This window comes from Nocardia kruczakiae NBRC 101016, assembly GCF_001612965.1.
GTDB classification, from domain to species: Bacteria; Actinomycetota; Actinomycetes; order Mycobacteriales; family Mycobacteriaceae; genus Nocardia; species Nocardia kruczakiae.
This window is the reverse complement of the sequence record NZ_BDBL01000003.1, coordinates 238,173-258,260: the sequence shown is the minus strand read 5'-3', so window position 1 is coordinate 258,260 and position 20,088 is coordinate 238,173. Positions and strand designations below refer to the sequence as shown.

Annotated in this window: 24 protein-coding genes; 11 read left to right on the top strand and 13 right to left on the bottom strand. The window is 67.7% G+C overall.

The window, feature by feature from the left end:
* Positions 1–96 precede the first annotated feature (96 nt).
* Complete coding sequence (locus NK1_RS04190) at positions 97–612, top strand: DUF4254 domain-containing protein (protein ID WP_157104065.1); 516 nt, start codon at positions 97–99, stop codon at positions 610–612.
* 42 nt (positions 613–654) lie between these two features.
* Here NK1_RS04190 and NK1_RS04185 read toward each other — a convergent pair whose 3' ends face one another.
* The gene (locus tag NK1_RS04185; RefSeq protein ID WP_063007232.1) at positions 655–1,485 is read right to left on the bottom strand and encodes a class I SAM-dependent methyltransferase; all 831 of its coding nucleotides are present in this window, start codon (positions 1,483–1,485) and stop codon (positions 655–657) included.
* A gap of 81 nt (positions 1,486–1,566) precedes the next feature.
* Between NK1_RS04185 and NK1_RS04180 the strand changes: the two genes are divergently transcribed.
* Complete coding sequence (locus NK1_RS04180; protein ID WP_063007231.1) at positions 1,567–2,253, top strand: winged helix-turn-helix transcriptional regulator; 687 nt, start codon at positions 1,567–1,569, stop codon at positions 2,251–2,253.
* Positions 2,254–2,263: 10 nt separating this feature from the next.
* Here the strand turns inward: NK1_RS04180 and rsgA are convergent, their stop codons facing one another.
* The 3 genes from rsgA to NK1_RS04165 all read right to left on the bottom strand — a co-directional run bounded on the left by rsgA (position 2,264) and on the right by NK1_RS04165 (position 6,288).
* Positions 2,264–3,265, bottom strand: coding sequence for a ribosome small subunit-dependent GTPase A (rsgA, locus tag NK1_RS04175; protein ID WP_063007230.1), 1,002 nt, complete (start codon positions 3,263–3,265; stop codon positions 2,264–2,266).
* On the bottom strand, positions 3,262–4,581 hold the full coding sequence (gene aroA, locus NK1_RS04170; protein WP_063007229.1) for a 3-phosphoshikimate 1-carboxyvinyltransferase: 1,320 nt from the start codon (positions 4,579–4,581) through the stop codon (positions 3,262–3,264). The genes rsgA and aroA overlap by 4 nt, the downstream gene beginning before the upstream one ends.
* 171 nt (positions 4,582–4,752) lie before the next feature.
* Complete coding sequence (locus NK1_RS04165) at positions 4,753–6,288, bottom strand: aldehyde dehydrogenase family protein (protein ID WP_063007228.1); 1,536 nt, start codon at positions 6,286–6,288, stop codon at positions 4,753–4,755.
* A 146-nt stretch (positions 6,289–6,434) separates the two neighbouring features.
* Between NK1_RS04165 and NK1_RS04160 the strand changes: the two genes are divergently transcribed.
* On the top strand, positions 6,435–7,268 hold the full coding sequence (locus NK1_RS04160; RefSeq protein ID WP_063007227.1) for an SOS response-associated peptidase: 834 nt from the start codon (positions 6,435–6,437) through the stop codon (positions 7,266–7,268).
* A 26-nt stretch (positions 7,269–7,294) separates the two neighbouring features.
* On the opposite strand, the gene NK1_RS04155 is transcribed toward NK1_RS04160, so the two are convergent.
* The 4 genes from NK1_RS04155 to ybaK all read right to left on the bottom strand — a co-directional run bounded on the left by NK1_RS04155 (position 7,295) and on the right by ybaK (position 10,601).
* On the bottom strand, positions 7,295–7,633 hold the full coding sequence (locus NK1_RS04155; RefSeq protein ID WP_063007226.1) for a hypothetical protein: 339 nt from the start codon (positions 7,631–7,633) through the stop codon (positions 7,295–7,297).
* Positions 7,634–7,781: 148 nt separating this feature from the next.
* Positions 7,782–9,395, bottom strand: coding sequence for an MDR family MFS transporter (locus NK1_RS04150; protein ID WP_084460582.1), 1,614 nt, complete (start codon positions 9,393–9,395; stop codon positions 7,782–7,784).
* A gap of 74 nt (positions 9,396–9,469) precedes the next feature.
* Positions 9,470–9,970, bottom strand: a complete 501-nt coding sequence (locus NK1_RS04145) for a MarR family winged helix-turn-helix transcriptional regulator (protein WP_063007224.1) — start codon at positions 9,968–9,970, stop codon at positions 9,470–9,472.
* Positions 9,971–10,112: 142 nt separating this feature from the next.
* Positions 10,113–10,601 carry a Cys-tRNA(Pro) deacylase gene (gene ybaK, locus NK1_RS04140; RefSeq protein ID WP_063007287.1) on the bottom strand — a complete coding sequence of 163 codons (489 nt, stop codon included), beginning with the start codon at positions 10,599–10,601 and terminating at the stop codon, positions 10,113–10,115.
* A gap of 464 nt (positions 10,602–11,065) precedes the next feature.
* Between ybaK and NK1_RS04135 the strand changes: the two genes are divergently transcribed.
* Both NK1_RS04135 and rsrA read left to right on the top strand, forming a co-directional pair.
* Positions 11,066–11,698 carry a sigma-70 family RNA polymerase sigma factor gene (locus NK1_RS04135; RefSeq protein WP_051024905.1) on the top strand — a complete coding sequence of 211 codons (633 nt, stop codon included), beginning with the start codon at positions 11,066–11,068 and terminating at the stop codon, positions 11,696–11,698.
* A gap of 44 nt (positions 11,699–11,742) precedes the next feature.
* Entirely contained in the window at positions 11,743–12,009 is a 267-nt protein-coding gene (rsrA, locus tag NK1_RS04130; RefSeq protein WP_036504643.1) for a mycothiol system anti-sigma-R factor, read from the top strand.
* A gap of 105 nt (positions 12,010–12,114) precedes the next feature.
* On the opposite strand, the gene NK1_RS36305 is transcribed toward rsrA, so the two are convergent.
* Both NK1_RS36305 and NK1_RS04125 read right to left on the bottom strand, forming a co-directional pair.
* Entirely contained in the window at positions 12,115–12,189 is a 75-nt protein-coding gene (locus NK1_RS36305; protein ID WP_369801531.1) for a 50S ribosomal protein bL37, read from the bottom strand.
* Positions 12,190–12,345: 156 nt separating this feature from the next.
* Entirely contained in the window at positions 12,346–12,633 is a 288-nt protein-coding gene (locus NK1_RS04125; RefSeq protein WP_218023047.1) for a hypothetical protein, read from the bottom strand.
* Positions 12,634–12,830: 197 nt separating this feature from the next.
* Between NK1_RS04125 and NK1_RS04120 the strand changes: the two genes are divergently transcribed.
* Both NK1_RS04120 and NK1_RS04115 read left to right on the top strand, forming a co-directional pair.
* On the top strand, positions 12,831–13,469 hold the full coding sequence (locus NK1_RS04120) for a TetR/AcrR family transcriptional regulator (protein WP_063007223.1): 639 nt from the start codon (positions 12,831–12,833) through the stop codon (positions 13,467–13,469).
* Positions 13,470–13,601: 132 nt separating this feature from the next.
* Entirely contained in the window at positions 13,602–14,963 is a 1,362-nt protein-coding gene (locus NK1_RS04115) for an NAD(P)/FAD-dependent oxidoreductase (protein WP_063007222.1), read from the top strand.
* Positions 14,964–15,005: 42 nt separating this feature from the next.
* Here NK1_RS04115 and tsaA read toward each other — a convergent pair whose 3' ends face one another.
* Complete coding sequence (tsaA, locus tag NK1_RS04110; protein ID WP_063007221.1) at positions 15,006–15,419, bottom strand: tRNA (N6-threonylcarbamoyladenosine(37)-N6)-methyltransferase TrmO; 414 nt, start codon at positions 15,417–15,419, stop codon at positions 15,006–15,008.
* A gap of 274 nt (positions 15,420–15,693) precedes the next feature.
* On the opposite strand from tsaA, the gene NK1_RS04105 reads away from it, so the two are divergent.
* A complete protein-coding gene (locus NK1_RS04105) occupies positions 15,694–16,011 on the top strand; it encodes a hypothetical protein (protein WP_063007220.1) in 318 nt (105 codons plus the stop codon).
* A 58-nt stretch (positions 16,012–16,069) separates the two neighbouring features.
* Here the strand turns inward: NK1_RS04105 and NK1_RS04100 are convergent, their stop codons facing one another.
* Positions 16,070–17,029 carry a helix-turn-helix transcriptional regulator gene (locus tag NK1_RS04100; RefSeq protein ID WP_063007219.1) on the bottom strand — a complete coding sequence of 320 codons (960 nt, stop codon included), beginning with the start codon at positions 17,027–17,029 and terminating at the stop codon, positions 16,070–16,072.
* A gap of 379 nt (positions 17,030–17,408) precedes the next feature.
* Positions 17,409–17,834: a MarR family winged helix-turn-helix transcriptional regulator gene (locus NK1_RS04090; RefSeq protein ID WP_063007217.1), complete on the bottom strand. Its 426-nt coding sequence runs from the start codon at positions 17,832–17,834 to the stop codon at positions 17,409–17,411.
* Positions 17,835–17,946: 112 nt separating this feature from the next.
* Between NK1_RS04090 and NK1_RS04085 the strand changes: the two genes are divergently transcribed.
* The 3 genes from NK1_RS04085 to NK1_RS04075 all read left to right on the top strand — a co-directional run bounded on the left by NK1_RS04085 (position 17,947) and on the right by NK1_RS04075 (position 20,039).
* Positions 17,947–19,074 (top strand): NADH:flavin oxidoreductase, encoded by a 1,128-nt coding sequence (locus NK1_RS04085; protein ID WP_063007216.1) that lies wholly within the window; start codon positions 17,947–17,949, stop codon positions 19,072–19,074.
* A 242-nt stretch (positions 19,075–19,316) separates the two neighbouring features.
* The gene (locus NK1_RS04080; RefSeq protein ID WP_063007215.1) at positions 19,317–19,583 is read left to right on the top strand and encodes a DUF4235 domain-containing protein; all 267 of its coding nucleotides are present in this window, start codon (positions 19,317–19,319) and stop codon (positions 19,581–19,583) included.
* 93 nt (positions 19,584–19,676) lie between these two features.
* Positions 19,677–20,039, top strand: a complete 363-nt coding sequence (locus NK1_RS04075; RefSeq protein ID WP_063007285.1) for a nuclear transport factor 2 family protein — start codon at positions 19,677–19,679, stop codon at positions 20,037–20,039.
* Positions 20,040–20,088 lie beyond the last annotated feature (49 nt).

Genomic DNA, 20,088 nt, shown 5'->3' with positions numbered 1-20,088 from the left:
CGACGCCGCAATTCGTACCGCGCCGCCTCACCGAGACCGCCGTGACGGCGGCCTCCGGTGCGGTTTCCGCCACCGCGCTCAGAGGCGGTGCCCGCGGTGACCGGTGACCTCGCAGGTATCGAGGGCACCCGGGTGGCCACGGTATCGCCGCTGCTGGTGCTGGAGGGAGGCGGCGCCGAGGTGATCGGCGACCTGCCCACCGCCGAGATGCTGCTGCGGATGGTGCGCGACTCGCGCCCGGCCGCGCACCCGCTGGACCCGCTCGCGCGGCAACTCGCGGAACTGCACACGGGCGTGGCCCAGTCGCACGATGCCGAGTATCGCCGCGCGGCCGAGGCATCGCGCCGCGAGACCGTGCGTGTGATCGACCGATGGATCGAAGCCCACGTGCCGCAGCATCGGCACGGCACCGCGATCCACACCGAAACCGTCGGTTCCGTGATCGATCGGCTCATGGCGGCATACGCCCGCGCCGCACGCCTGCTGGAAACCGCCACCGACGATCTGGCAGTGCATGCGGCGTGGTTCCGGGTGGCCGAACTGGTCAACGGCTACGACGATCTGGCCGCCGCGATCACGCACGGCGAGCGCCGGTTGCCGACCTCGGCCTGAACGCTGCCGGTTTCCGCACTCGGCGGGCGAATCGGAACCGCGTCACGCCCGCCGGGCGGTGACCAGAAGGTACTCCCAGCGCATCCGCCCGCCGCCGAGGTCGTGGCGAGCGGCCAGGTCGGCGAGGGCTCGGTCCAGTTCGGCGATGCGGTCCGGGTCGCCGGCCAGCGCTTTGTACACGGCGACCGTGGGACCGTAATTGGCCTTGAAGAAGTCCCGGAAGCGTTCCCCGTCGGCGAAACATTCCACCGTCGCGAATTCGCGCTCGATGTGCAGGTCGGTGACGCGGTCGCCGAGCAGGTCCCGGAGGTGGTCGGCGGTGCCCCAGAGCAGCGGCGATTGCGCTCCGGGCGGCGGTGGCGGCGCGAACCGCTTCACGATGGCGAACATTTCGCCGATGAATCCCTCCGGCGTCCAGTTGATCAGTCCGATCGTCGCCTTCGTCGCGGTCACTCGGAGCAGTTCGTCGGCCGCCGCCCGATGCGACGGGGCGAACATGATGCCGACGCACGACATGGCGACGTCGAATCGGCCGTCGTCGTATGGCAGCGCCTCGGCGTCGGCGGTCTCCCAGGTGAGGTGGACACCGCGGGCGGCCGCCGCGGCCCGGCCCGCGTCGAACATTTCCGGCGTCAGGTCACTGGCGATGACATCCGCGCCGGCTTCGGCCGCCGGAATGGCCGCATTCCCCGCGCCGGCGGCGATATCGAGCACTCGCCGGCCGGGGCGGATATCGCAGGCTCGAACCAGGCGCCGGCCCAGGCCGGGGATGACCGTGTCCGCGACGCGGGGATAGTCGCCGAGGGCCCAGAGTGCGTGTGTGCGTTCGGTGAGGTCGACGGGTGATTGCTGGGTGTGATGGATAGCTGTCATATCGCTAGCATCCGGCCGCGGCGGTCGCGTCGGCCAGTTCAACATCTGTACCCGGAGCGCGCAGAGTGGTCTACTGGTTGTGTGGCCGGCTACGGGGAGTTCTGCCCGATCGCCAAGGCAATGGATGTCCTCGACGAGCGGTGGACATTGCTGGTCGTGCGCGAATTACTTTTGGGCAGTACGCATTTCAACGAGCTGCGGCGGGGCAATCCGAAGATGTCGCCCGCTTTGCTCTCCCGTCGTCTGCGCTCGCTGGAGCGATCCGGGGTGCTGCGCCGCGAGATCGGTGTCGATGGACGCGCCGCCTATATCCTGACCGACGCCGGGCGGGAGCTGTCGACCGTCGTACAGGCGCTCGGAGCGTGGGGCGTGCGCTGGATCGGCGATCTCGGCGACCGGGATCTGGATCCGCACCTGTTGCTGTGGGATATCCGTCGCACGATACCGATCCGGGCGTGGCCCGACGAGCGGACGGTTCTGGCGGTCGAGTTCACCGATGTCCCCGGCAAGGAGGCGCACTGGTGGCTGTTGGTCGAGCGCGGTACGGCGGCGATCTGCGACTACGACCCCGGATTCGAGATCGCAGCGACCGTGCGCAGCACGTTGCGGCAGCTCACCGAGATCTGGCGGGGCGACCGGAGCTGGGCGGCGGCGCTACGGGGTGAAACGACCGAGATCGTGGGCCCGGCGTCGATTCGTCGGCAGGTGCCGCACTGGATCGGGCAGGCGAGCCTGGCGGCGACTCCGCGCCCGGAACGCGTCGAGTGAGCACCCGACGTCAGCCGTTGCCGACAACCCACGGATCGTTGGAATTCAGTGCCGTCAGCAGCAGCCGGATCGCCGCGACTCGCCGTTCCTTGCCGGGTAGTTCGTCCAGTGCGCATTCCGGGTCGGCGGGTGGGCCGAGGTGGGTGCAGCCGCGGGGGCAGTCCTCGATGGCCTCCGACAGATCGGGAAAGGCGGCGATCACGTCGTCGGGCGAGATGTGGGCGAGGCCGAAGGAGCGGATGCCCGGGGTGTCGATGACCCAGCCGCCGCCCTCCAGCGGCAGGGCCACCGACTGCGTCGAGGTGTGGCGCCCCTTGCCGACACCGGAGACCGTTCCCACGGCTCGTTCCGCCTCGGGGACAACGCGATTCACCAGCGTCGACTTGCCGACACCGGAGTGACCGAGCAGGCAGGTCAGCGAATCGCGCAGGAGGTCGCGAATGGGTTCCAGCGGATCGTCGCGGCCGCCGTAGACGATGGTCAGATCCAGATCCGCGAATTCCGAGGCGAATTCGGAGTCGGCGGCGAGGTCGTGTTTGGTCAGGCACAGAATCGGTTGCAGCCCACCGGCATACGCGGCCACCATGGCACGTTCGACGAAGCCGGTCCGGGGCGGCGGATCGGCCAGCGCCACAACGATGAACAGCTGCTCGGCATTCGATACCACGATGCGTTCGAAGGGGTCGGTGTCGTCGGCGGTGCGGCGCAACACCGTTCGGCGATCGGCGACGCGGACTATGCGTGCGAGGGAATCGGGTTTACCGGACAGGTCCCCGACCACATCGACCTGGTCGCCGACCACGATCGGAGTGCGGCCCAGCTCACGGGCCCGCATCGCCACCACATGCCGGTCCGGATCGCCGCCGAGGACACAACCCCACCGACCCCGATCCACCGAAACCACCATGGCCGACACCGCGTCTCGGTGTTCCGGCCGGGTCTTGGTGCGGGGTCGCGAACCCCTGCCCGGGCGGACCCGGACATCGGATTCGTCGTACTCCCGGCGCCTCAGTGGGCCGCTCCCTCACCCGATAAGGCGCCGGCGCCCGCCAGCATCGATTCCCACAGGGTGACGAATTCGGGCAGTGTCTTGGCGGTGGTGCCGATGTCCTCGATGCTCACGCCGGGTACGCGCAGGCCGAGAATCGCTCCCGCTGTGGCCATCCGGTGATCGGCGTAGGAATGCCACTGGCCGCCCCGCAGCGGGGCCGGCTCGATGCTCAGCCCGTCCTCGGTCTCGGTGACATTGCCGCCGAGGCGGTTGATCTCGGTGGTCAGCGCGGCCAGCCGATCGGTTTCGTGTCCGCGCAGATGGGCGATTCCGCGCAGCCGCGACGGGGAGTCGGCCAGTGCGGCCAGCGCGGCCACGGTCGGCGTCAGCTCGCCCACATCGTGCAGGTCGATATCGATACCGGCGAGGGACTGCGGGCCACGCACGGTCAGTTTGCCGTCGAAGCGCCGCGCCTCCGCGCCCATCCGGACCAGGATTTCGCGGATCACGTCACCGGCCTGGGTGGTCAGCTGCGGCCAGTGCGGAATCGTCACCTCACCGCCGGTCACCGCCGCCGCGGCCAGGAACGGAGTGGCGTTGGACAGATCCGGTTCGACATCCCAGTCGACGGCGTGGATCGGCCCGGGCTCGACGGTCCAGACCTGTTCCTTGCGCGGATCGGCCGGCGCCTGCACCCGCACCCCGGCCTGCCGCAGCATCTGCACCGTCATCTCGATATGCGGCATGGACGGCAGCGGTGCGCCCTCGTGCTGCACGGTGATCCCGGTCTCGAAACGCGCCGCCGACAACAGCAGCCCGGAGACGAACTGCGAGGAACCGGAGGCGTCGATGGTGACCGACCCGCCGCGCAGCGTCCCGGCGCCGTGGACGACGAACGGCAGGGTGTTGCCGTCGATGTCGATGCCGAGGCTGCGCAGCGCGTCGAGGATCGTGTGCAGGGGACGCAGCTGCGCCTGCTCGTCACCGAAGAACGCGACATCGCCGTGCGCGAGCGCGGCCACCGGCGGCAGGAACCGCATCACGGTGCCGGCCAGTCCGCAATCGACGGTGGCGTTGTGCAATTGCGTCGGCGGGGTGACGGAGAGGGTGTCGCCGTCCCCGGTGATTTCGGTGCCCATCGCGCGCAAGCCCGCGATCATCAGCTCGGTGTCCCGGCTGCGCAGGGCGCCGGTGATCGTCGAGGGGCGGTCGGCGAGCGCGGCCAGAATCAATGCCCGATTGGTGATCGATTTGGACCCGGGCAGGGTGACGGTCGCGTGCACGGCATGGTCGATGTGGGGCGCGGGCCAGAAACTCACCGGACCATCTTCGCGCATGAGAGCTGCCCCCGTGTGCAGGGAGCGCGGTTTTGTGATCTCCGACGTATGCTCGTTTATTTGCTGAATTCGGACATTCGCGGCCTCATGCGGGATCTCGCCGGTAGCCACGGCCGTCTTCGGCACGCGAAAGGGCCCGCACCATTGGGTGCGGGCCCGATCGAGAGGCATCTACTTGTTGCGGCCGTGCAGCAGCGGAACCACCTTGCGCAGCAGCTTCATCGTGCTCTCGGTGCGCTTGTAGCTCAGCAGCGCCATACCCGGAATGGCGAAGCGCTGCACCGCGATCGAATGCGGGCTGGTGAACTCCAGCAGACCGGGCGCACCGTGGATGCGGCCGATACCGGAGTCGCCGACGCCGCCGAAGGGCAGCGACGCGATGGCGGCGAAGCCGAGCACCGAGTTGACCGAGGTCGCACCGGCGCGCAGGCGGCGGGCGATCTCGAGCCCGTGCTTGCGCGAGTACACCGCCGAACCCAGGCCGTACTTCGAATTGTTCGCCAGGTCGACCGCCTCGTCGATGTTGTCGACGGTGCGGATGGTGACGGTCGGGCCGAAGGTTTCCTCGCAGACGGCGTCCGAGCTCTCGTCGACATCGACCAGCACCACCGGCTCGATATACGGCGCGTGCACCGACTCCGGGCCGCCCAGCACCGCGGTGCCGCCGTTGGCCAGAGCCGATTCGATGTGCCGGCGCACGATGTCGACCTGCGACGGCATGGTCATCGGACCGTAGGAGGCCTTGTCGTCGGATCCGGCGTGCACGTTCGACAGGATCTTCTTCACCTCGGCCAGGAACGGCTCGCGAATCGACTTGTCGACGTAGACGCGTTCGACACCGGCGCAGGTCTGGCCGCTGTTCATCGTCGCGCCGTAGGCCACGGCGTCGGCTGCCGCCGCGATATCGGCATCGGCGGCGACGATCACCGCGTCCTTGCCGCCGCATTCCAGCAGCACCGGAGTCAGTGTTTCGGCCGCGGCGGCCATGATCTTCTTACCGGTCGCGGTGGAGCCGGTGAAGGCGATCTTGTCGACCCCGGCACGCACCAGCGCGGCACCGGTCGCGCCGAAGCCGTTGATCGTGACGAAAACGCCCTCGGGCAGGTCGGGGTTGGCGTCCACGAAGGCCTGGCCGACGAAGTTGCCGATCGCGGTGGAGTATTCACTCGGCTTGAACACCACGGTGTTGCCGGCGGCCAGCGCGTAGGCGAGTGAGCCGTTCGGGGTGTAGACGGGATAGTTCCACGGGCCGATCACCCCGACCACGCCCAGCGGCCGCTGTTCGATCGAGGCCGCGAAATTCGACATCAGCGCGCCGGGCGAGACCTTCTTCGGTTTGAGGACCTTCTCGGCGTTCTTGGCGGCCCAGGCGATGTGTTCCAGGGCCAGCATCAATTCCAGGTACGCGTCGTCGCGCGGTTTGCCGTTCTCGGCGTGGATCAGATCGCAGAATTCGTCGGCACGGGCGACGAGGCGGCTGGACCAGCGCAGCAGCGCCCGCTTGCGGTCGGCGAAACCGAGGCCGCCCCAGGTCGCGGCGGCCGCGCGGGCCTTGGCAACGGCCGCGCGCACCGCCTCGTCGTCGGCGATGGGGTGCGTGGCGATGATCTCGCCCGTGGCCGGATTCAGTGAGGAGAGCTCGGTGGGCAGAGCGGTTTCGGCTGCCTGTGCCGACTCGGTGGTGGCGGTGGACTCGGTGGTGGACATGATTCGGCGACCCCTAATGAGAGAGTTATGGCAAAAAGTTCTCACATCCAAGATGTGATGTCAATCGCCTTCAGTTGGATTCGTCTCGTTGTGCGGGTATAGCCGAGCCTACGGATTCTGTCGGTCCGGAATGGCAGCATGGAGATATGTGCGGCAGATATGCGACCACGGCGAATCCTGCCCGGCTGGCGGTCGAACTCGATGCCCTCGACGAAACCGCCGACGGGGCGCCGAGTGGCGACGCCGCCTCGGGAAAGCCGGCGCGCGGCGGTGAATCCGGAAACGGCGCCAACTACAACGTCGCCCCGACGAATCAGATCCTCACCGTCGTGCGCCGCCACGATCACGACCACCCCGACGACGATCCGGCGTTGCGGATTCGCCGCATGCGCTGGGGGCTGATCCCGGTCTGGACCAAGGCTGCCGAGCCGGGGGTTCCGGCCAAGGGCAAGCCGCTGTTCAATGCCCGCGCCGACCGTGCCGCCACCGCACCCTCGTTCCGGGATTCGGTGAAGAAGCGCCGCTGTCTGGTTCCGATGGACGGTTGGTACGAGTGGCTCACCGAACCGCACCCGACCGGGTCCGGCAAGGCCGTGAAGCAGCCGTACTACATGTCGGATGCGGAGGGGAACCGGTTGTACATGGCCGGCCTGTGGTCGGTGTGGCGGGATCCGGCGCAGCGGGATATGGCCCCGCTGATGTCCTGCACGATCCTCACCACCGACGCGGTGGGCGACCTGACCCGCATCCACGATCGGATGCCGCTGATGATGCCGCGCGAACACTGGGACGCCTGGCTCGACCCCGACCATCCGGCGCCGCACGAACTACTGGAAACCCCGAAGCCGCAGGTGATTTCGTCGATCGTCGCGCGGCCGGTCTCGCCACTGGTGAATTCGGTGCGCAACAACGGTCCGCAACTGCTGGAGCCGGTGCCGGGCGCGGGCAGCGAACAGGCCGGGCAGATCAGCCTGATCTGAACCCGGCCCGGCGCTGTCCGCCTGCGCTAGTCACATTTCACGGATGGTATCGCGATATTCAGCCCACATTTCAGGGCGTCGGCGCCCATCTCGACGATCTTCGTGGTGGTGTCGGTGGCCAGTTCGATGATGTCGGTGGTGGTGTGGCCGCCCAGCTTCTCGGCCTTCTCCGCCTGTGGATCCTTATCCGGCGTGCCCGGATGTTCGGCGTCGCCGCCGAGCGGATAGTTCGGATCGTGGACGGGGACCGGCGCGCTCGGAGCAGCGCCGGCCGGCGCTGCCGTCAGCAGACCGGATCCCAGAGTGAGCAGGGCGGCGCCGGCGGTCGCGGCGAGCAGGCTACGTACGCGCGGACGATGGATCATTTCGCATCACATCCTCGGTTCGGATCGAATCGGGGGGAGAACGAACTGCCCGACAAGTAACGCACAGAGACAGGTGAGCTTCGGGTAATTGGCGGGAATCGTGGGTGTGGCGCAGCGTGTCCAGCGGAGTGTTGCCGCCCGCGCCGGATCACCTCTGCGGAGTCGCCGCCGGATCCGGCTCCGCACTCGCCTGCAGCCCACCCGCCGTGCGGAGCGGCACTTCCTTCCAGAACACCACCAGCAGCAGCGCGATCCCGGCGATGGCCGTGACGGCCAGGAATACCGTATCCATCGAATCGGCGAAACCGACCTGGAACGGGCGGGCCAGCGTCGGATTCAACCGCTGGATCACCGAACTGTCGCTCATCACCTGTCCCGCTGCCGAAACATCGTGGGACAGTAGGCCTTTCGACAGTGCCGCATCGGCCGGATTGCTGCTGTGCGCACCGTCGACCACCGCCTGCTGGTAGGCCGGTCGGGTTGCCGCACTGTGCAATTCGTCGCTGATGTGCGGTGTCAGCTGTGCGAACAGAATGGACAGGAAGACCGCCACGCCCAAGGTGCCGCCGATCTGCCGGAAGAAGGTGGCCGCGGCGGTGGACACGCCCATATCCTTCGGCGGCAGTGCGTTCTGCAATGCCAGCGTGAGCGGCTGCATGAGGTTGCCGAGGCCGAATCCGGTGATCGCCATGAAGATCATCACCAGCCACAGCGGGCTGTCGGCGCCGATCAGATGCAGCAGGAACAGTCCGAGCGTCAGCAGGCCGGCGCCGATCAGCGGGAAGATACGGTAGCGGCCGGTGCGGGAGATGGTCTGGCCCGCGATGATCGAGGCCGTCATCATGCCGAGCACCATCGGCAGCATCTGGAGTCCCGCGACGGTCGGACTCGATCCGCGCACCACCTGCAGATACTGCGGCAGCAGGGAGATCCCGCCGAACATGCCGGCGCCCACCACGAACGAAATGACCACGCCCAGAGCGAAGGTCGAATTCTTGAACATCCGCAGCGGAATCAGGGCCAGATCGCCGAGTTTCGCCTCGACCGCGACGAAGCCGAGCACGCCGACCGCGCCGACCAGATAGCAGGCGATGGCGTCCGGGCTGCCCCAGCCCCATTCCCGGCCCTGCTCGGCCACGACCAGCAGCGGGACGATGCCGACCGCGAGCATCAGCACACCCCACCAGTCGATTCGCACACCGGGATGCGGGCGGCGCGGCAGCTGCAGGACCTTGGTGACCACGGCGAAGGCGAGCAGTCCGATCGGGACGTTGACCAGGAACACCCAGCGCCAGCCGTCGATGCCCAGAATGGCCGGCTGACCGGCGAACAGGCCGCCCAGCACGGGCCCCACGACGCTCGAGGTGCCGAAGACGGCCAGGAAGTAGCCCTGATAGCGGGCGCGCTCACGCGGCGAGACGATATCGCCCATGATGGTCAGCGCCAGCGACATCAGTCCACCCGCGCCCAGCCCCTGGAATGCGCGGAAGGCGGCCAGTTCGTACATCGACTGCGCCATGGTGCACAGCAGCGATCCGGCGACGAAGATGGCGATCGCCGCCAGATAGAAGGGCTTGCGCCCCAACATGTCCGACAATTTCCCGTACAGCGGGGTGCTGAGGGTGGCGGTGATGAGGTAGGCGGTGGTGACCCACGCCTGCAGCGAATAGCCGCTGAGGTCGTCGGAAATGGTGCGGATGGCCGTGGACACGATGGTCTGGTCCAGCGAGGCCAGCAGCATGCCGAGGATCAGGCCGCTCATGATCACCAGTACCTGCCGGTGGGTGAAGCCCGCGGCGTTCGGTGCGGTGCCGGCTGCGGCCGGGGTGGTCGTGGTCACGAATTCTTCTCCGGCGCAGGGCCTTCCGTGGGGGAGGGGAGGGTGAGTATCGCCGGTCGTGCGGATTCGTAGTCGTCGACGAAGCGGTGCAGCAGGACCGCGAACTGCTCGCGGTCGGGGTCGTTCCAGTCGGTCAGGATGCGGCCGATCATCTCGTTGCGCCGCGCGCGCAGCTGGGCGGCCATCTCCTTGCCGGCGTCGGTGACGGTCAGGACGCTGGCGCGGCCGTCGCTGGGATCGGCCTCGCGGCGCAACAGGCCACGCTTGACCAGGGCCGCCACCTGACGGCTGATCGTGGAGGCGTCGGAGTACATGGCCTCGGCCAGCGCGCCGGAGCGCATCGGGCCGTCCCAGAGCAGGCGGAAGATGATGCGGTAGGCCGAGAGGTCGATATCGCCGTGCGAGGTCGCCGCCACCTGGGCGTTCGTCCGCTCCCGGATCCGCCCCAGACGAATCAGCTGCTGGGCGATCTGATCGATCACCTGCTCGCTGTCCATATATCGGACCTCCCGCTTTCGCCCACTCGACCGCATATCGGCCGAAAACTACTTGTATCAATCAAGTATTTGTATACACCAACTAGTTGTTACATGCAAATATTTCCGATCCGTGTGGTCGGATCTCCCGGGCTGCGGGGAATCAGGCGACGACGGGCGCTGTGACCGCGCCGGTCAGCCGGATCAGCTCGGCGGGGGCGAGTTCGATCTCGAGCCCGCGCTTGCCGGCGCTGAAGAGGATGCGATCCCAGCTCAGGGCGGATTCGTCCAGCACGGTGGGCAGTGCGCGCTTCTGTCCGAGCGGCGACACGCCGCCCAGGACGTAACCGGTGATGCGCTGGGCCTTCGCCTTGTCGGCCATGGCCGCCTTGGGTGCGCCCAGCGCCGCGGCCGCCGCCTTCAGCGACAGCGACTGCGGAACCGGGAGCACCGCGACCGCGGGCGTGCCGGTCGACAGCTCGATGACCAGCGTCTTGAAGATCTGCGCGGCCGTCACACCCACCCGCTCCGACAGGGCGGTGACGGCCTCGTCGCCGTAGGACTCGCTGCGCGGATCGTGTGGATAGGAATGCACCACATGGGGCACCTTCGCCTGGGTCAGTGCCCGGATCGCGGGTGTCGATGCGGCCATGCCGGTCACCCTAGCGGCGCCGGTTCACACCCGGCAATCGCATGTCGGCCGGTGTGACGCGTGCGGTGGGAACACAGTCGGCGTCGTGCATGTTGCACTGTTCCGCCAGCACAGCGCAGCTGCCTTCGCAGCCGCTCGAGATTCGGAAAAGTTCGAAGGAGATGCCGGTGACCGTCCTCGTCGACGAACGCCCGGTAACGACCGGCGACTCGCTGTCGTACCCGCTGATCGACATCATCGTCCCGGACACCGGGTTCGATCGGCGGCCCTCGCGCGCGGTAGATTCAGATGCTACGGCGACCGAAGGGACTTCCGTGACGAGCGACGACGAACTGGCGGCCGATCGCCCCCGCGGTGACACCGCGGGCGGTTCCCGGCCGGAAGATATCGAGATCCCCGACGACCCGGTGGACGACGACACGGCGTCCGAGGATGCCGAGGCTCGCGACGCCGAGGACACGGAGATCGATGGTGATTCGACGGTGCGCTCGACAGCCGACGAGGCCGAACTCGCGCGGCGCTTCGAGCGCGACGCGCTGCCGCTGCTGGATCAGCTCTACGGTGCGGCCCTGCGGATGACCCGCAACCCGGCCGACGCCGAGGATCTGGTGCAGGAGACCTTCGCCAAGGCGTACCAGGGCTTCCGGTCCTTCCGGGAGGGCACCAACCTGCGGGCCTGGCTGTACCGGATCCTCACCAACACCTACATCAACTCCTATCGCAAGAAGCAGCGCCAGCCCGCGCAGTACCCCACCGACGAGATCACCGACTGGCAACTCGCCGCCACGGCCGAGCACACCTCCACCGGTCTTCGCTCGGCGGAGATGGAGGCGCTGGAGGCGCTGCCCGACGACGACATCAAGGCGGCACTGCAGTCGCTGCCGGAGGAATTCCGGATGGCGGTGTACTACGCCGACGTGGAGGGCTTCCCCTACAAGGAGATTGCCGACATCATGGGGACCCCGATCGGCACCGTCATGTCCCGGCTGCACCGCGGACGCAAACAGCTCAAGGGGCTGTTGGCCGATGTCGCGCACGAGCGGGGGTTCGACCGGAACCGAACGGGCAACGGGGCGCGTCAGGAGGTAACCCAGTGAGCACGAGTGGGCACGAGCACGACGATCGGGGCGCCGGGGACGAGATGGAACTGGACTGTTCGGCGGTACTGACCGACGTCTGGCTGATTCTCGACGGCGAATGCGACGAGGCCACGCGGGCGCGATTGCAGCACCACATGGACCATTGCTCGCCGTGCATCGAGGCATACGGTCTGGAAGAGAAGCTCAAGCGCCTGCTGAGCCGCAAATGCGGTGGGGATCGTGCCCCCGAATCGCTGCGCGAGCGGCTCACTCTCGACATCCGGCGGTCGATCACGATCACCGAAACCCGCGTGGAACGCGAGTCCTGACCGCACAGACGAATGCGGCACGCCATCCATGATGGCGTGCCGCATTGTCGTTTTCAGCAGTGCACCGAGTCCGCTGGGCGGTCCCGGGGCGCACGGCGCGACGGCTCAGGAGTTGGGCCGCTTGCCGTGGTTGGCCGCATTCTTACGGCGGCTGCGCTTCTTACGCCCACGCTTACCCATCGGTATCTCCCTTCTGACCACACCAGGCTGGGGTGAACCCGCCTCAGGTGCGAGTTCCTGGGAGGAAAGGTTACATGCGCCGCCCGCTCGCCCGGCAATCGGCCGGTGAGCGACCGGAAAGCAGTGACCCGCGCCACCTCCGGGTATCGGCGTGCGTCAGAGCGGAAGGGCGGCCGTGAAGGCTTCGGTGAAGCCCCGGCTGTGAGCGTGCAGTGCGAAGAGCTTCTCGACCACGAGACAGAAGCCCCGCCACGCGTCCGGCTCCGCGAGTCCCTCGTCCACCACGGCCCGGCAGGCATGCATCTGTTCCGCGAACGCCTCGGTGGCCAGGATCCGCTTGGTCGGGAAGCGCCGGTACAGCGTGGCCGGACCGACTGGCGCCGGCGCGGTGGCGGTGACGACCTCGTCGGCCGACCGTGGCGATCGTTTGCGCGAACTCCGCACGGTGGTCCACGCGGTACTTCCGTTGGACGATGCCGTTCTCGCGCACCGGAAGATGGACGCGGGCGAAGTGTTCGGGCGAATAGTCCTCGCTCCGTAGGCGCGGCCGGACGGGCGTAAGCCGGCGAAATCGGCGTGATCGTGCGGGTCGCGGTTGTGCCGAACCGGGGCGTCGGTACCGTGGGCGCAGGAGGTGCCAGGTGGTGGACAGACAGATGACGCAGGCCAGGCAGCAACGCCGGCGGGTGATCCTGGCCGCGGCGGCGGGTTTGTTCGCCGCGTGCGGGTATCGGGCCGCGGGCATGGAGGAGATCGCCTGCCGGGCCGGGATCAGTAAGCCCGTCCTGTACAAGTCGTTCTCGAGCAAGCTGGAACTGTATCTGGCCGTGCTGCACGAGGCGATGCAGGAACTGGAGGAGACACTCACCGCCGCACTCGAACCCGCCGAGGGCATGCGGGCCATCGTGGAGGCCTCGGTCGCGGCGGTGTTCGACTTCGCCGACATCCGGCCACGCAGTGCCGCCCTGCTGGCCGGGGCCGCCGTGGCCGACGAACCGTCGGCGCAGCGCATCGCGCATCGGGCCGCCACCATCTGTATCGAGACGCTCGCCCGGGCGCTGGCGCCGCATCCGCTGCCGCGCGCCGAACACGGCTGGCTGATCACGGCCGAGTTGGTCGCGATCGCCCAATCGTGTGCGCGGGACTGGGTCGCCACCGGCAAACCTCTGCCCAAACATGAGGCCGTCGCCACCACCGCCAGCCTGTGCTGGACCGGTCTGGCCGGTGTCCAGCTGGCGCCGCAGCCCCCGGCCCGCCCGGTCCCGGACGCCACGGCGTAGCGGGCGAACCGCCCGGCGATCGATTGTCGCCGGTATGTGTTGCGCCGATTCGCCTTTCGCCGTCACGACCACGGCCTGGGCCCGCCGACGAACTCGGACCCGCGTCTTCGATGCGATCAGTAGAGTGAATTCGTGAGTCCCGCGAAGATCGTGATCATCGGCGGTGGTTTCTCCGGCGTCGAATGTGCCCGTTACCTGGAACGTCATCTCGGCTCCGACGAAGCATTCATCCAACTCGTGACACCGGATGCGGGGCTGCTCTATCTGCCGCTGTTGCCGCAGGTCGCCTCCGGTGTGCTGAATCCGCGGTCGATCACGGTGTCGCTGCGGCGGGTGCTGCGGCGCACCGAGGTGGTTCCGGGCATGGCGATCGGGGTGCATCCCGATACCCGGCAGGTCGTGGTGCGCGGATCCGCCGGCACCGAAAATGCCCTCGACTACGACCATCTGGTGCTCGTTCCGGGCAGCATCACCCGCGTCCTCGACGTGCCCGGACTGGACGAGTACGGATTCGGGATGAAGACGCTCGCCGAGGCCATGTTCCTGCGTGACCACGTGCTGCAGCAACTGGACATCGCGGCGGTGCGCGGCGGTGAGGAGGAAGACCGGGAGCGCCTGAACTTCGTCACCATCGGCGCCGGATACGCCGGCACCGAGACCGCGGCCGTGCTCAACAAGGTCACCCGGGCCGCCGCGCGCCGGTATTTCCCGAAGCTGGAATCCGGCATGGTGCGCTGGCATCTGGTCACGCACGGCGACCGGATCATGCCCGAACTCGGACAGCGACTCGGGGAACAGACCAAGCGGAATCTGGCCGACCGCGGCATCGAACTGATCACCGGCACGTCGGCGAAAGAGGTTACCGCCCATGGTGTTCAGCTCACCAACGGCCGCTTCATCCCGACGCGGACGGTGCTGTGGACCGCGGGTGTGGTCCCCAGCCCCTTGGCCGGACATCTGGGCGCGGCGACGACGAAGGGCCGCATCGTCGCCGACGCCGATTTCACCGTGCCGGGACTCACCGGTGTGTGGGCCTGCGGCGATGCGGCGGCGGTCCCCGACCTGACCGCCGATGCCGGCACACTGTGCGCTCCCACCGCGCAGCACGCCATGCGCCAGGGCCGCCACCTCGGCAGGAATCTGGTGGCGACGCTGCGTGGCGGGCAGCCCACGCCGTACCGGCATCAGGACCTCGGCATGGTGGTCGACCTCGGCGGCGCCGATGCGGTGGCGCGCCCGCTGAAAATCGGATTGCGCGGTATCCCAGCTCAATTCGTCACGCGCGGCTATCATCTGATGGCCCTGCGCACGCTCGTCGCCCGCGCTCGGGTGGCCTTCGACTGGACGGTGCACGGCCTCAGCGGCGACGATTTCCTGCGCATCGGCTACGGCGACTACACCACCCACACCATCGGCGGTTTCGAGCAGACCGGATGCTATCTGCCGGCCGAAGAAGTCCCGCGGACCTTGAAAGCGCTCTGCGACAACGACTGACCGCGGCGCCCCGCCGGGAGTTGGCCGGCGATCGCCCTCATCTCACCGGTTCGCCGCGGACGCGGTCAGAACGGGTTTGATGTCGAGAACCGGAGTTCCGTCGAAGGCTTCCAGATGGGCGACGCGGATCCGGGTGCCGGTGATGGACAGGATCCGGACCTCGTGCACCCCGATCGGGTTGGGACGGTGTGGTGCGCGCGTGCTGAAGACACCGCTGAGCGGCCGGCTCGTGTCGCCCCGGGGATGGACCGCCAGAGTGTCCCGGTCGGCGCGGTCGAGCCAGGTCAGCAGCACCAGGTCCATACCCGGCGCGAGGCCTTCCAGCGCTTCGGCGTAACGCTCGTCGAGCACCACCCACGCCGGTGGGGCGCCCTCGTCGGCCTGGCGCGGTGCGGTAGCGCGGTCGGTGAGCTCGGATTCGACGGCTCCGATCGGGCGCAGCAGGTAGTCGGTCACCGCACCAGTCTGAAACCGCCCGCCGAATCCTGCTGGGCGATCGCGGTTTCCGACGTGATCACGACGCGATCCGGCGGTACGGGATGAAAGCACCACGCTTTGGTAAACGCTGTGGGTCAACTTCTGGCGACCGTGCCGAGAGCGCATCCGGCAGCAGGAGTTGGCCGACCTACGGCCCACTCCCGCTGCCGTGTTCATCGGTCGCGCACCGACGGGCGTAACGTCCGCGAATCTTCAGCGATCTTTCAGGCACAACTGCTCAGGAGGTTTCGACATGATTCTCGCGAAGCGACTCGCAGCCAGTGCGGTCATTACCGGGGCGACGGCTGCCGCCGCGCTCGTCGGCGGGGGTGTGGCCAACGCCGATGTGCCGGTGTGGCAGGCGAACTGTCACGTCTACAACATCTTCAATACCGGTGGAATGTCCAATTGCGAGCTGCCTACCTGGCAGCAGGTGAAGCTCACCTGCGTCGCGTGGCCCGTCCCGTTCACCTATTGGAAGTACGGCCCGGTGCAGTACGGTCAGAACCAGTCGTGGGCCAGTTGTGACTCGCCGAACGCGTTGGTGCGCGTCGAGGTCATTCAGGCGTAAACACCAAGTCCGCCTGACGTTTTCGTTCGTGGGCAGCCGGCTCGCCGGTGGGAATCCGCTACGGCCCGTACAGTTCGGCGCGCATCTGCTCCGGACTCCGGCCGTACCGGCGCTGAAAGGCTTCGCGGAAGCGGCGTGTCGTGGTGAACCCGGTCTGGTGGGCGATCGTGTCCATGTTCACCTGCAGGGGTGACGACAAGCGTCGCCGCGCACGGTCGAGGCGAATCGTGCGCAGCAGTGCCGCCGGGGCCAGGCCCGTCGCCTCGGTGAGCGCGCTGTGCAGCGTTCGTCGCGAGCAACCGCACAGATCGGCGACAGCGTCCGGTGTCAGTCTGCTGTCATCGGCGTGGATTCCCATGATCTCGCGGGCGCGGGCGGCCAGATTCGCGTACTTGCCGCCCGCTGCGACGCGGGTTCGGTCGTGGTTGAGCACTCCGTCGAGCAATACGAGGGCGCTGGAATACGCTACGGCGAAATCCGCTGCGGTCCAGTCGCCGTGACCGGCGTGCAGCTCACCGATCTGCCGCACCAGCGATCGCACCAGGGGGCGCCGTCCGTCGAGCGCGAGGGGAGCGTTCCTGGCGCGGGACAGATCCACCGACGCCTCCGGAACGCTCATGATCAGCGCGCGCAGTGGCTCGTCCTGACGCATCACCAGCGGTGATCCCCAATGGAAGAACGCCGCCCTGCCGGGAGCGACGACCTCCGCGGCGTCACCCTGCGCGAATTTGAATTCCCCGCGCAGTGGGAGCAGCAACCGGTAGCTGTCGTCGCCGTCGCCCCGCACATCTCGTCCGGTTCTGCGGTAATGCACGGGATCGGAATCGAAGCGCACGATCTGCAGTTCGCCGACCCGCTGTGCGGTGGTCGACCAGGCGAAGTCGTCGACGGTGTCGGCGAACGCCAATCCCACCGACCCCTGTCGGCTCCGCAGGTAATGGTGCCAGGACTCGATCCGCTCGGCGGGCGTCTCGGCGGTCGCCGACGATTCGTCCTCCCACCGATACTCCGAATCCAACAGAGATTCCCTCTCGCGCCCAGCCGCACAACGACTTCAAACTATCAAGTCGGCACGGTGGGTCCGGCCTGAGCGCGGATCTCCCCTCCTACGTGCGGATCCGCGTTCAGTTCCAGGAGCGGGCTACTTTGCGCACTCGGCGGCCTCAGCACCCGCCGCGACCGGCCTGGGCGCACGAAAAACGTTAGCCGTCGAAACATCCGATTTCTGGCAAGTTCACGGCGCATTCTGGCAACACGAGCCTTGCGACCGCGCCGATCGCTGTCATGGCGGCGGCGCAGTACTTCACGGCGGTCAACCAGTCCTCGCCGTCGGCAAAGTTGCTGCCCTGTACCGGGGTTCGGCACTTACCCTGCCGAGCCACGGTCTTTGTCGAATATCAGGGTTGGACGAAGACCCGTTCCAGGAGCGTGGACAGACGGTCACGGTCCTCGTCGCCGAGTCGGCTCAGGCCTTCTCGGGTCCGGTGCATTTTCGCGCGGATCGCGTCGACGGCGCGCTCACCCTCGGGGGTGATGACCAGATTGGTGACGCGGCGGTCGGTTGAGCTGGCCTCCCGTCGGACAAGGCCCCGTTTCTCCAGCCGGTTGATGATCCCCGTGACGTTGGACGCATCACACGCCAGGGTCTCGGCCAGGGTGCGCATCGCGGCGGGGCCCCGGCGCAGCACCGTCAACGTCTTGCCCTGACTTGCCGTGAGGTTCTCACTCGCCGCCGCGACCGTGAATTCGCTGTAGTAGACGCCCAGCGACACCGAGAGCAGCTCCATGAGCTGGGCGGTGTCGATGTGCGGAGCCTCGGCCATGCAATTCATCCTATGTCCTGAAACTTGACCATCTCAACTATTCACCCCTACCGTGGGCAATGCTTGAGGTTATCAACCATAAAAGTTGTCAAGTTTCTACGAGGAGTACCCAGTGACCGTCACCGTGTCCGACACCTCCCGCGCAGCGGAAATCCTGTCCCGCCCCGTTTCGCTCAACGGCCTGACCGTCCCCAACCGCATCGTGATGGCGCCGATGACGCGCATGTTCTCTCCCGGCGGCGTTCCGGGTGACGATGTGCGGTCCTACTATGCGCGCCGCGCCGCCGCCGGTGTCGGCCTCATCGTCACCGAGGGGACCTACGTCGGCCACGAGTCGGCCGGACAGAGTGATCGGGTTCCGCGATTCCACGGCGCGGAGCAGCTGGCGGGCTGGGCGAAGGTCGCCGCGGACGTACACGCCGCCGGCGGCACGATCGTGCCGCAGCTGTGGCATATCGGCATGGTCCGCAATCGCGGCGAACAGCCCTACCCCGATGCCCCGGCCATGGGCCCCTCCGGTATCCGCGTCGACGGCACCGAGCCGACCGGTGAAGCGATGACGCAGCGCGATCTCGACGACGTCATCGCCGCGTTCGCCGAGGCCGCCGCGGACGCCGAGCGGATCGGTTTCGACGGCGTCGAACTGCACGGCGCCCACGGCTACCTCGTCGACCAGTTCCTGTGGGCGCACACGAACCGCCGTACCGACGCCTACGGTGGAGATCCGGTGGCGCGCACCAGGTTCGCGGCCGAGATCGTCGCCGCGGTCCGCGCGGCGGTATCGCCCGGATTCCCGGTGATCTTCCGCTTCTCGCAGTGGAAGCAGGAGGCCTACAGCGCGCGGCTCGCCGAGACCCCGCAGGAACTCGAAGCCATCCTGGCGCCGCTCGCCGCTGCCGGCGTCGATGCCTTCCATGCCTCCACCCGCCGCTACTGGCTCCCGGAGTTCGACGGCTCGGACCTGAACCTCGCCGGGTGGACCAAGAAGCTCACCGGCAAGCCCACCATCACCGTCGGCTCGGTCGGCCTCGACGGCGACTTCCTCCACGCCTTCACCGGCAGAGGCGCCGAACTCGGCAGCCTCGACAACCTCCTCGACCGCTTCGAGCGCGACGAGTTCGACCTGGTCGCCGTCGGCCGTGCCCTCCTGCAGGACCCGGAATGGGCAGCCAAGGTCTTGGGCGGCCGGATCGACGAGCTGAAGGCCTACGATGCCGCGGCGCTGAAAACGCTGAGCTAGGAGCGGACTTGGACGGTCACCGACCGGCACCGGCCCATCGGGCCACGCGCCGCGTCGGTGTGAGCCGACTGATCCGGGGTACGCATCGCACAGAAGATCGGGCCCGCGTCGCGTGGTGTGCCCGGGCACGAGCGAGAAGACGGAGGTGATCGTCGTGTCGAGTACACAACGGCACAACACCAGTTCCTACCAGCGGACCTGTGTCGTGCTGCTCGTCCGTAACCGACGGAACAGGTGAGCCGATGACAGCGGTCAAGCTTGCTTACAAGCCGGTCGGTCTCATTCTGGGAGCCCTCAGCGGCCTCCTCGCCGGACTGGTGTTCAAGCAGACATGGAAACTGCTCGGTCACGACGAGAACGCACCCGACGCCACCGACGAGGACCGGACCTGGCGCGAGGTATTGATCGCCGCCATTGTTCAGGGCGCGATCTTCGCCGGCGTCAAAGCGGCCGTCGACCGCGCCGGCGCGACCGCGGCCCGTCGCCTGACCGGTGAATGGCCAGGCTGACGAGTCCCGGACGCTACGCGTTCTCGCTCAGCTCACCGCCGCCGGATTCGTAGCGGGAGTGGTGTCCTCGTCCCGGCTGGCAGGATGAAGGCCATGGAGAAGGACTTGCGGGATGCCGAACGGCGACTTCAGACCGCGCAGCTGGCTGGGGATGTCCAGGCCCTGGATGAATTACTCGATGATCGGTTGATCTTCACGCTCGGCGCCGACACGTTCACCAAGGCCGACGATCTCGAGCTGCACCGCACCAAGGCTCAGATTGTGAGCAAGCTCGAGGAAGAACAGCTGACTGTGCTGGTGGAAGGGACAACCGGGGTCACCTGGTTCCTCGGACTCGTCGAGGGAAGCGTCCACGGGTCACCATTCGCGGCCAGAATGCGCTACACCCGCACCTGGGCGCACGACGACTCGCGTGGTTGGCGGGTCGTTGCCGCGCACGCCTCTCCGGTCGAGTAACCCGCCGCCGCAGTGCCGGTCCTTCCGTGCCGTGGCCACCGCTCTGCCC

Bases quoted from the DNA above. Each gene is read 5' to 3' on its own strand.
- NK1_RS04185 (WP_063007232.1), bottom strand. From the start codon at position 1,485: ATGACAGCTATCCATCACACCCAGCAATCACCCGTCGACCTCACCGAA.
- aroA (WP_063007229.1), bottom strand. From the start codon at position 4,581: ATGCGCGAAGATGGTCCGGTGAGTTTCTGGCCCGCGCCCCACATCGAC.
- NK1_RS04165 (WP_063007228.1), bottom strand. From the start codon at position 6,288: ATGTCCACCACCGAGTCCACCGCCACCACCGAGTCGGCACAGGCAGCC.
- NK1_RS04160 (WP_063007227.1), top strand. From the start codon at position 6,435: ATGTGCGGCAGATATGCGACCACGGCGAATCCTGCCCGGCTGGCGGTC.
- NK1_RS04155 (WP_063007226.1), bottom strand. From the start codon at position 7,633: ATGATCCATCGTCCGCGCGTACGTAGCCTGCTCGCCGCGACCGCCGGC.
- NK1_RS04150 (WP_084460582.1), bottom strand. From the start codon at position 9,395: ATGAGCGGCCTGATCCTCGGCATGCTGCTGGCCTCGCTGGACCAGACC.
- NK1_RS04145 (WP_063007224.1), bottom strand. From the start codon at position 9,970: ATGGACAGCGAGCAGGTGATCGATCAGATCGCCCAGCAGCTGATTCGT.
- ybaK (WP_063007287.1), bottom strand. From the start codon at position 10,601: ATGGCCGCATCGACACCCGCGATCCGGGCACTGACCCAGGCGAAGGTG.
- rsrA (WP_036504643.1), top strand. From the start codon at position 11,743: ATGGAACTGGACTGTTCGGCGGTACTGACCGACGTCTGGCTGATTCTC.
- NK1_RS04105 (WP_063007220.1), top strand. From the start codon at position 15,694: ATGATTCTCGCGAAGCGACTCGCAGCCAGTGCGGTCATTACCGGGGCG.
- NK1_RS04090 (WP_063007217.1), bottom strand. From the start codon at position 17,834: ATGGCCGAGGCTCCGCACATCGACACCGCCCAGCTCATGGAGCTGCTC.
- NK1_RS04080 (WP_063007215.1), top strand. From the start codon at position 19,317: ATGACAGCGGTCAAGCTTGCTTACAAGCCGGTCGGTCTCATTCTGGGA.
- NK1_RS04075 (WP_063007285.1), top strand. From the start codon at position 19,677: ATGGAGAAGGACTTGCGGGATGCCGAACGGCGACTTCAGACCGCGCAG.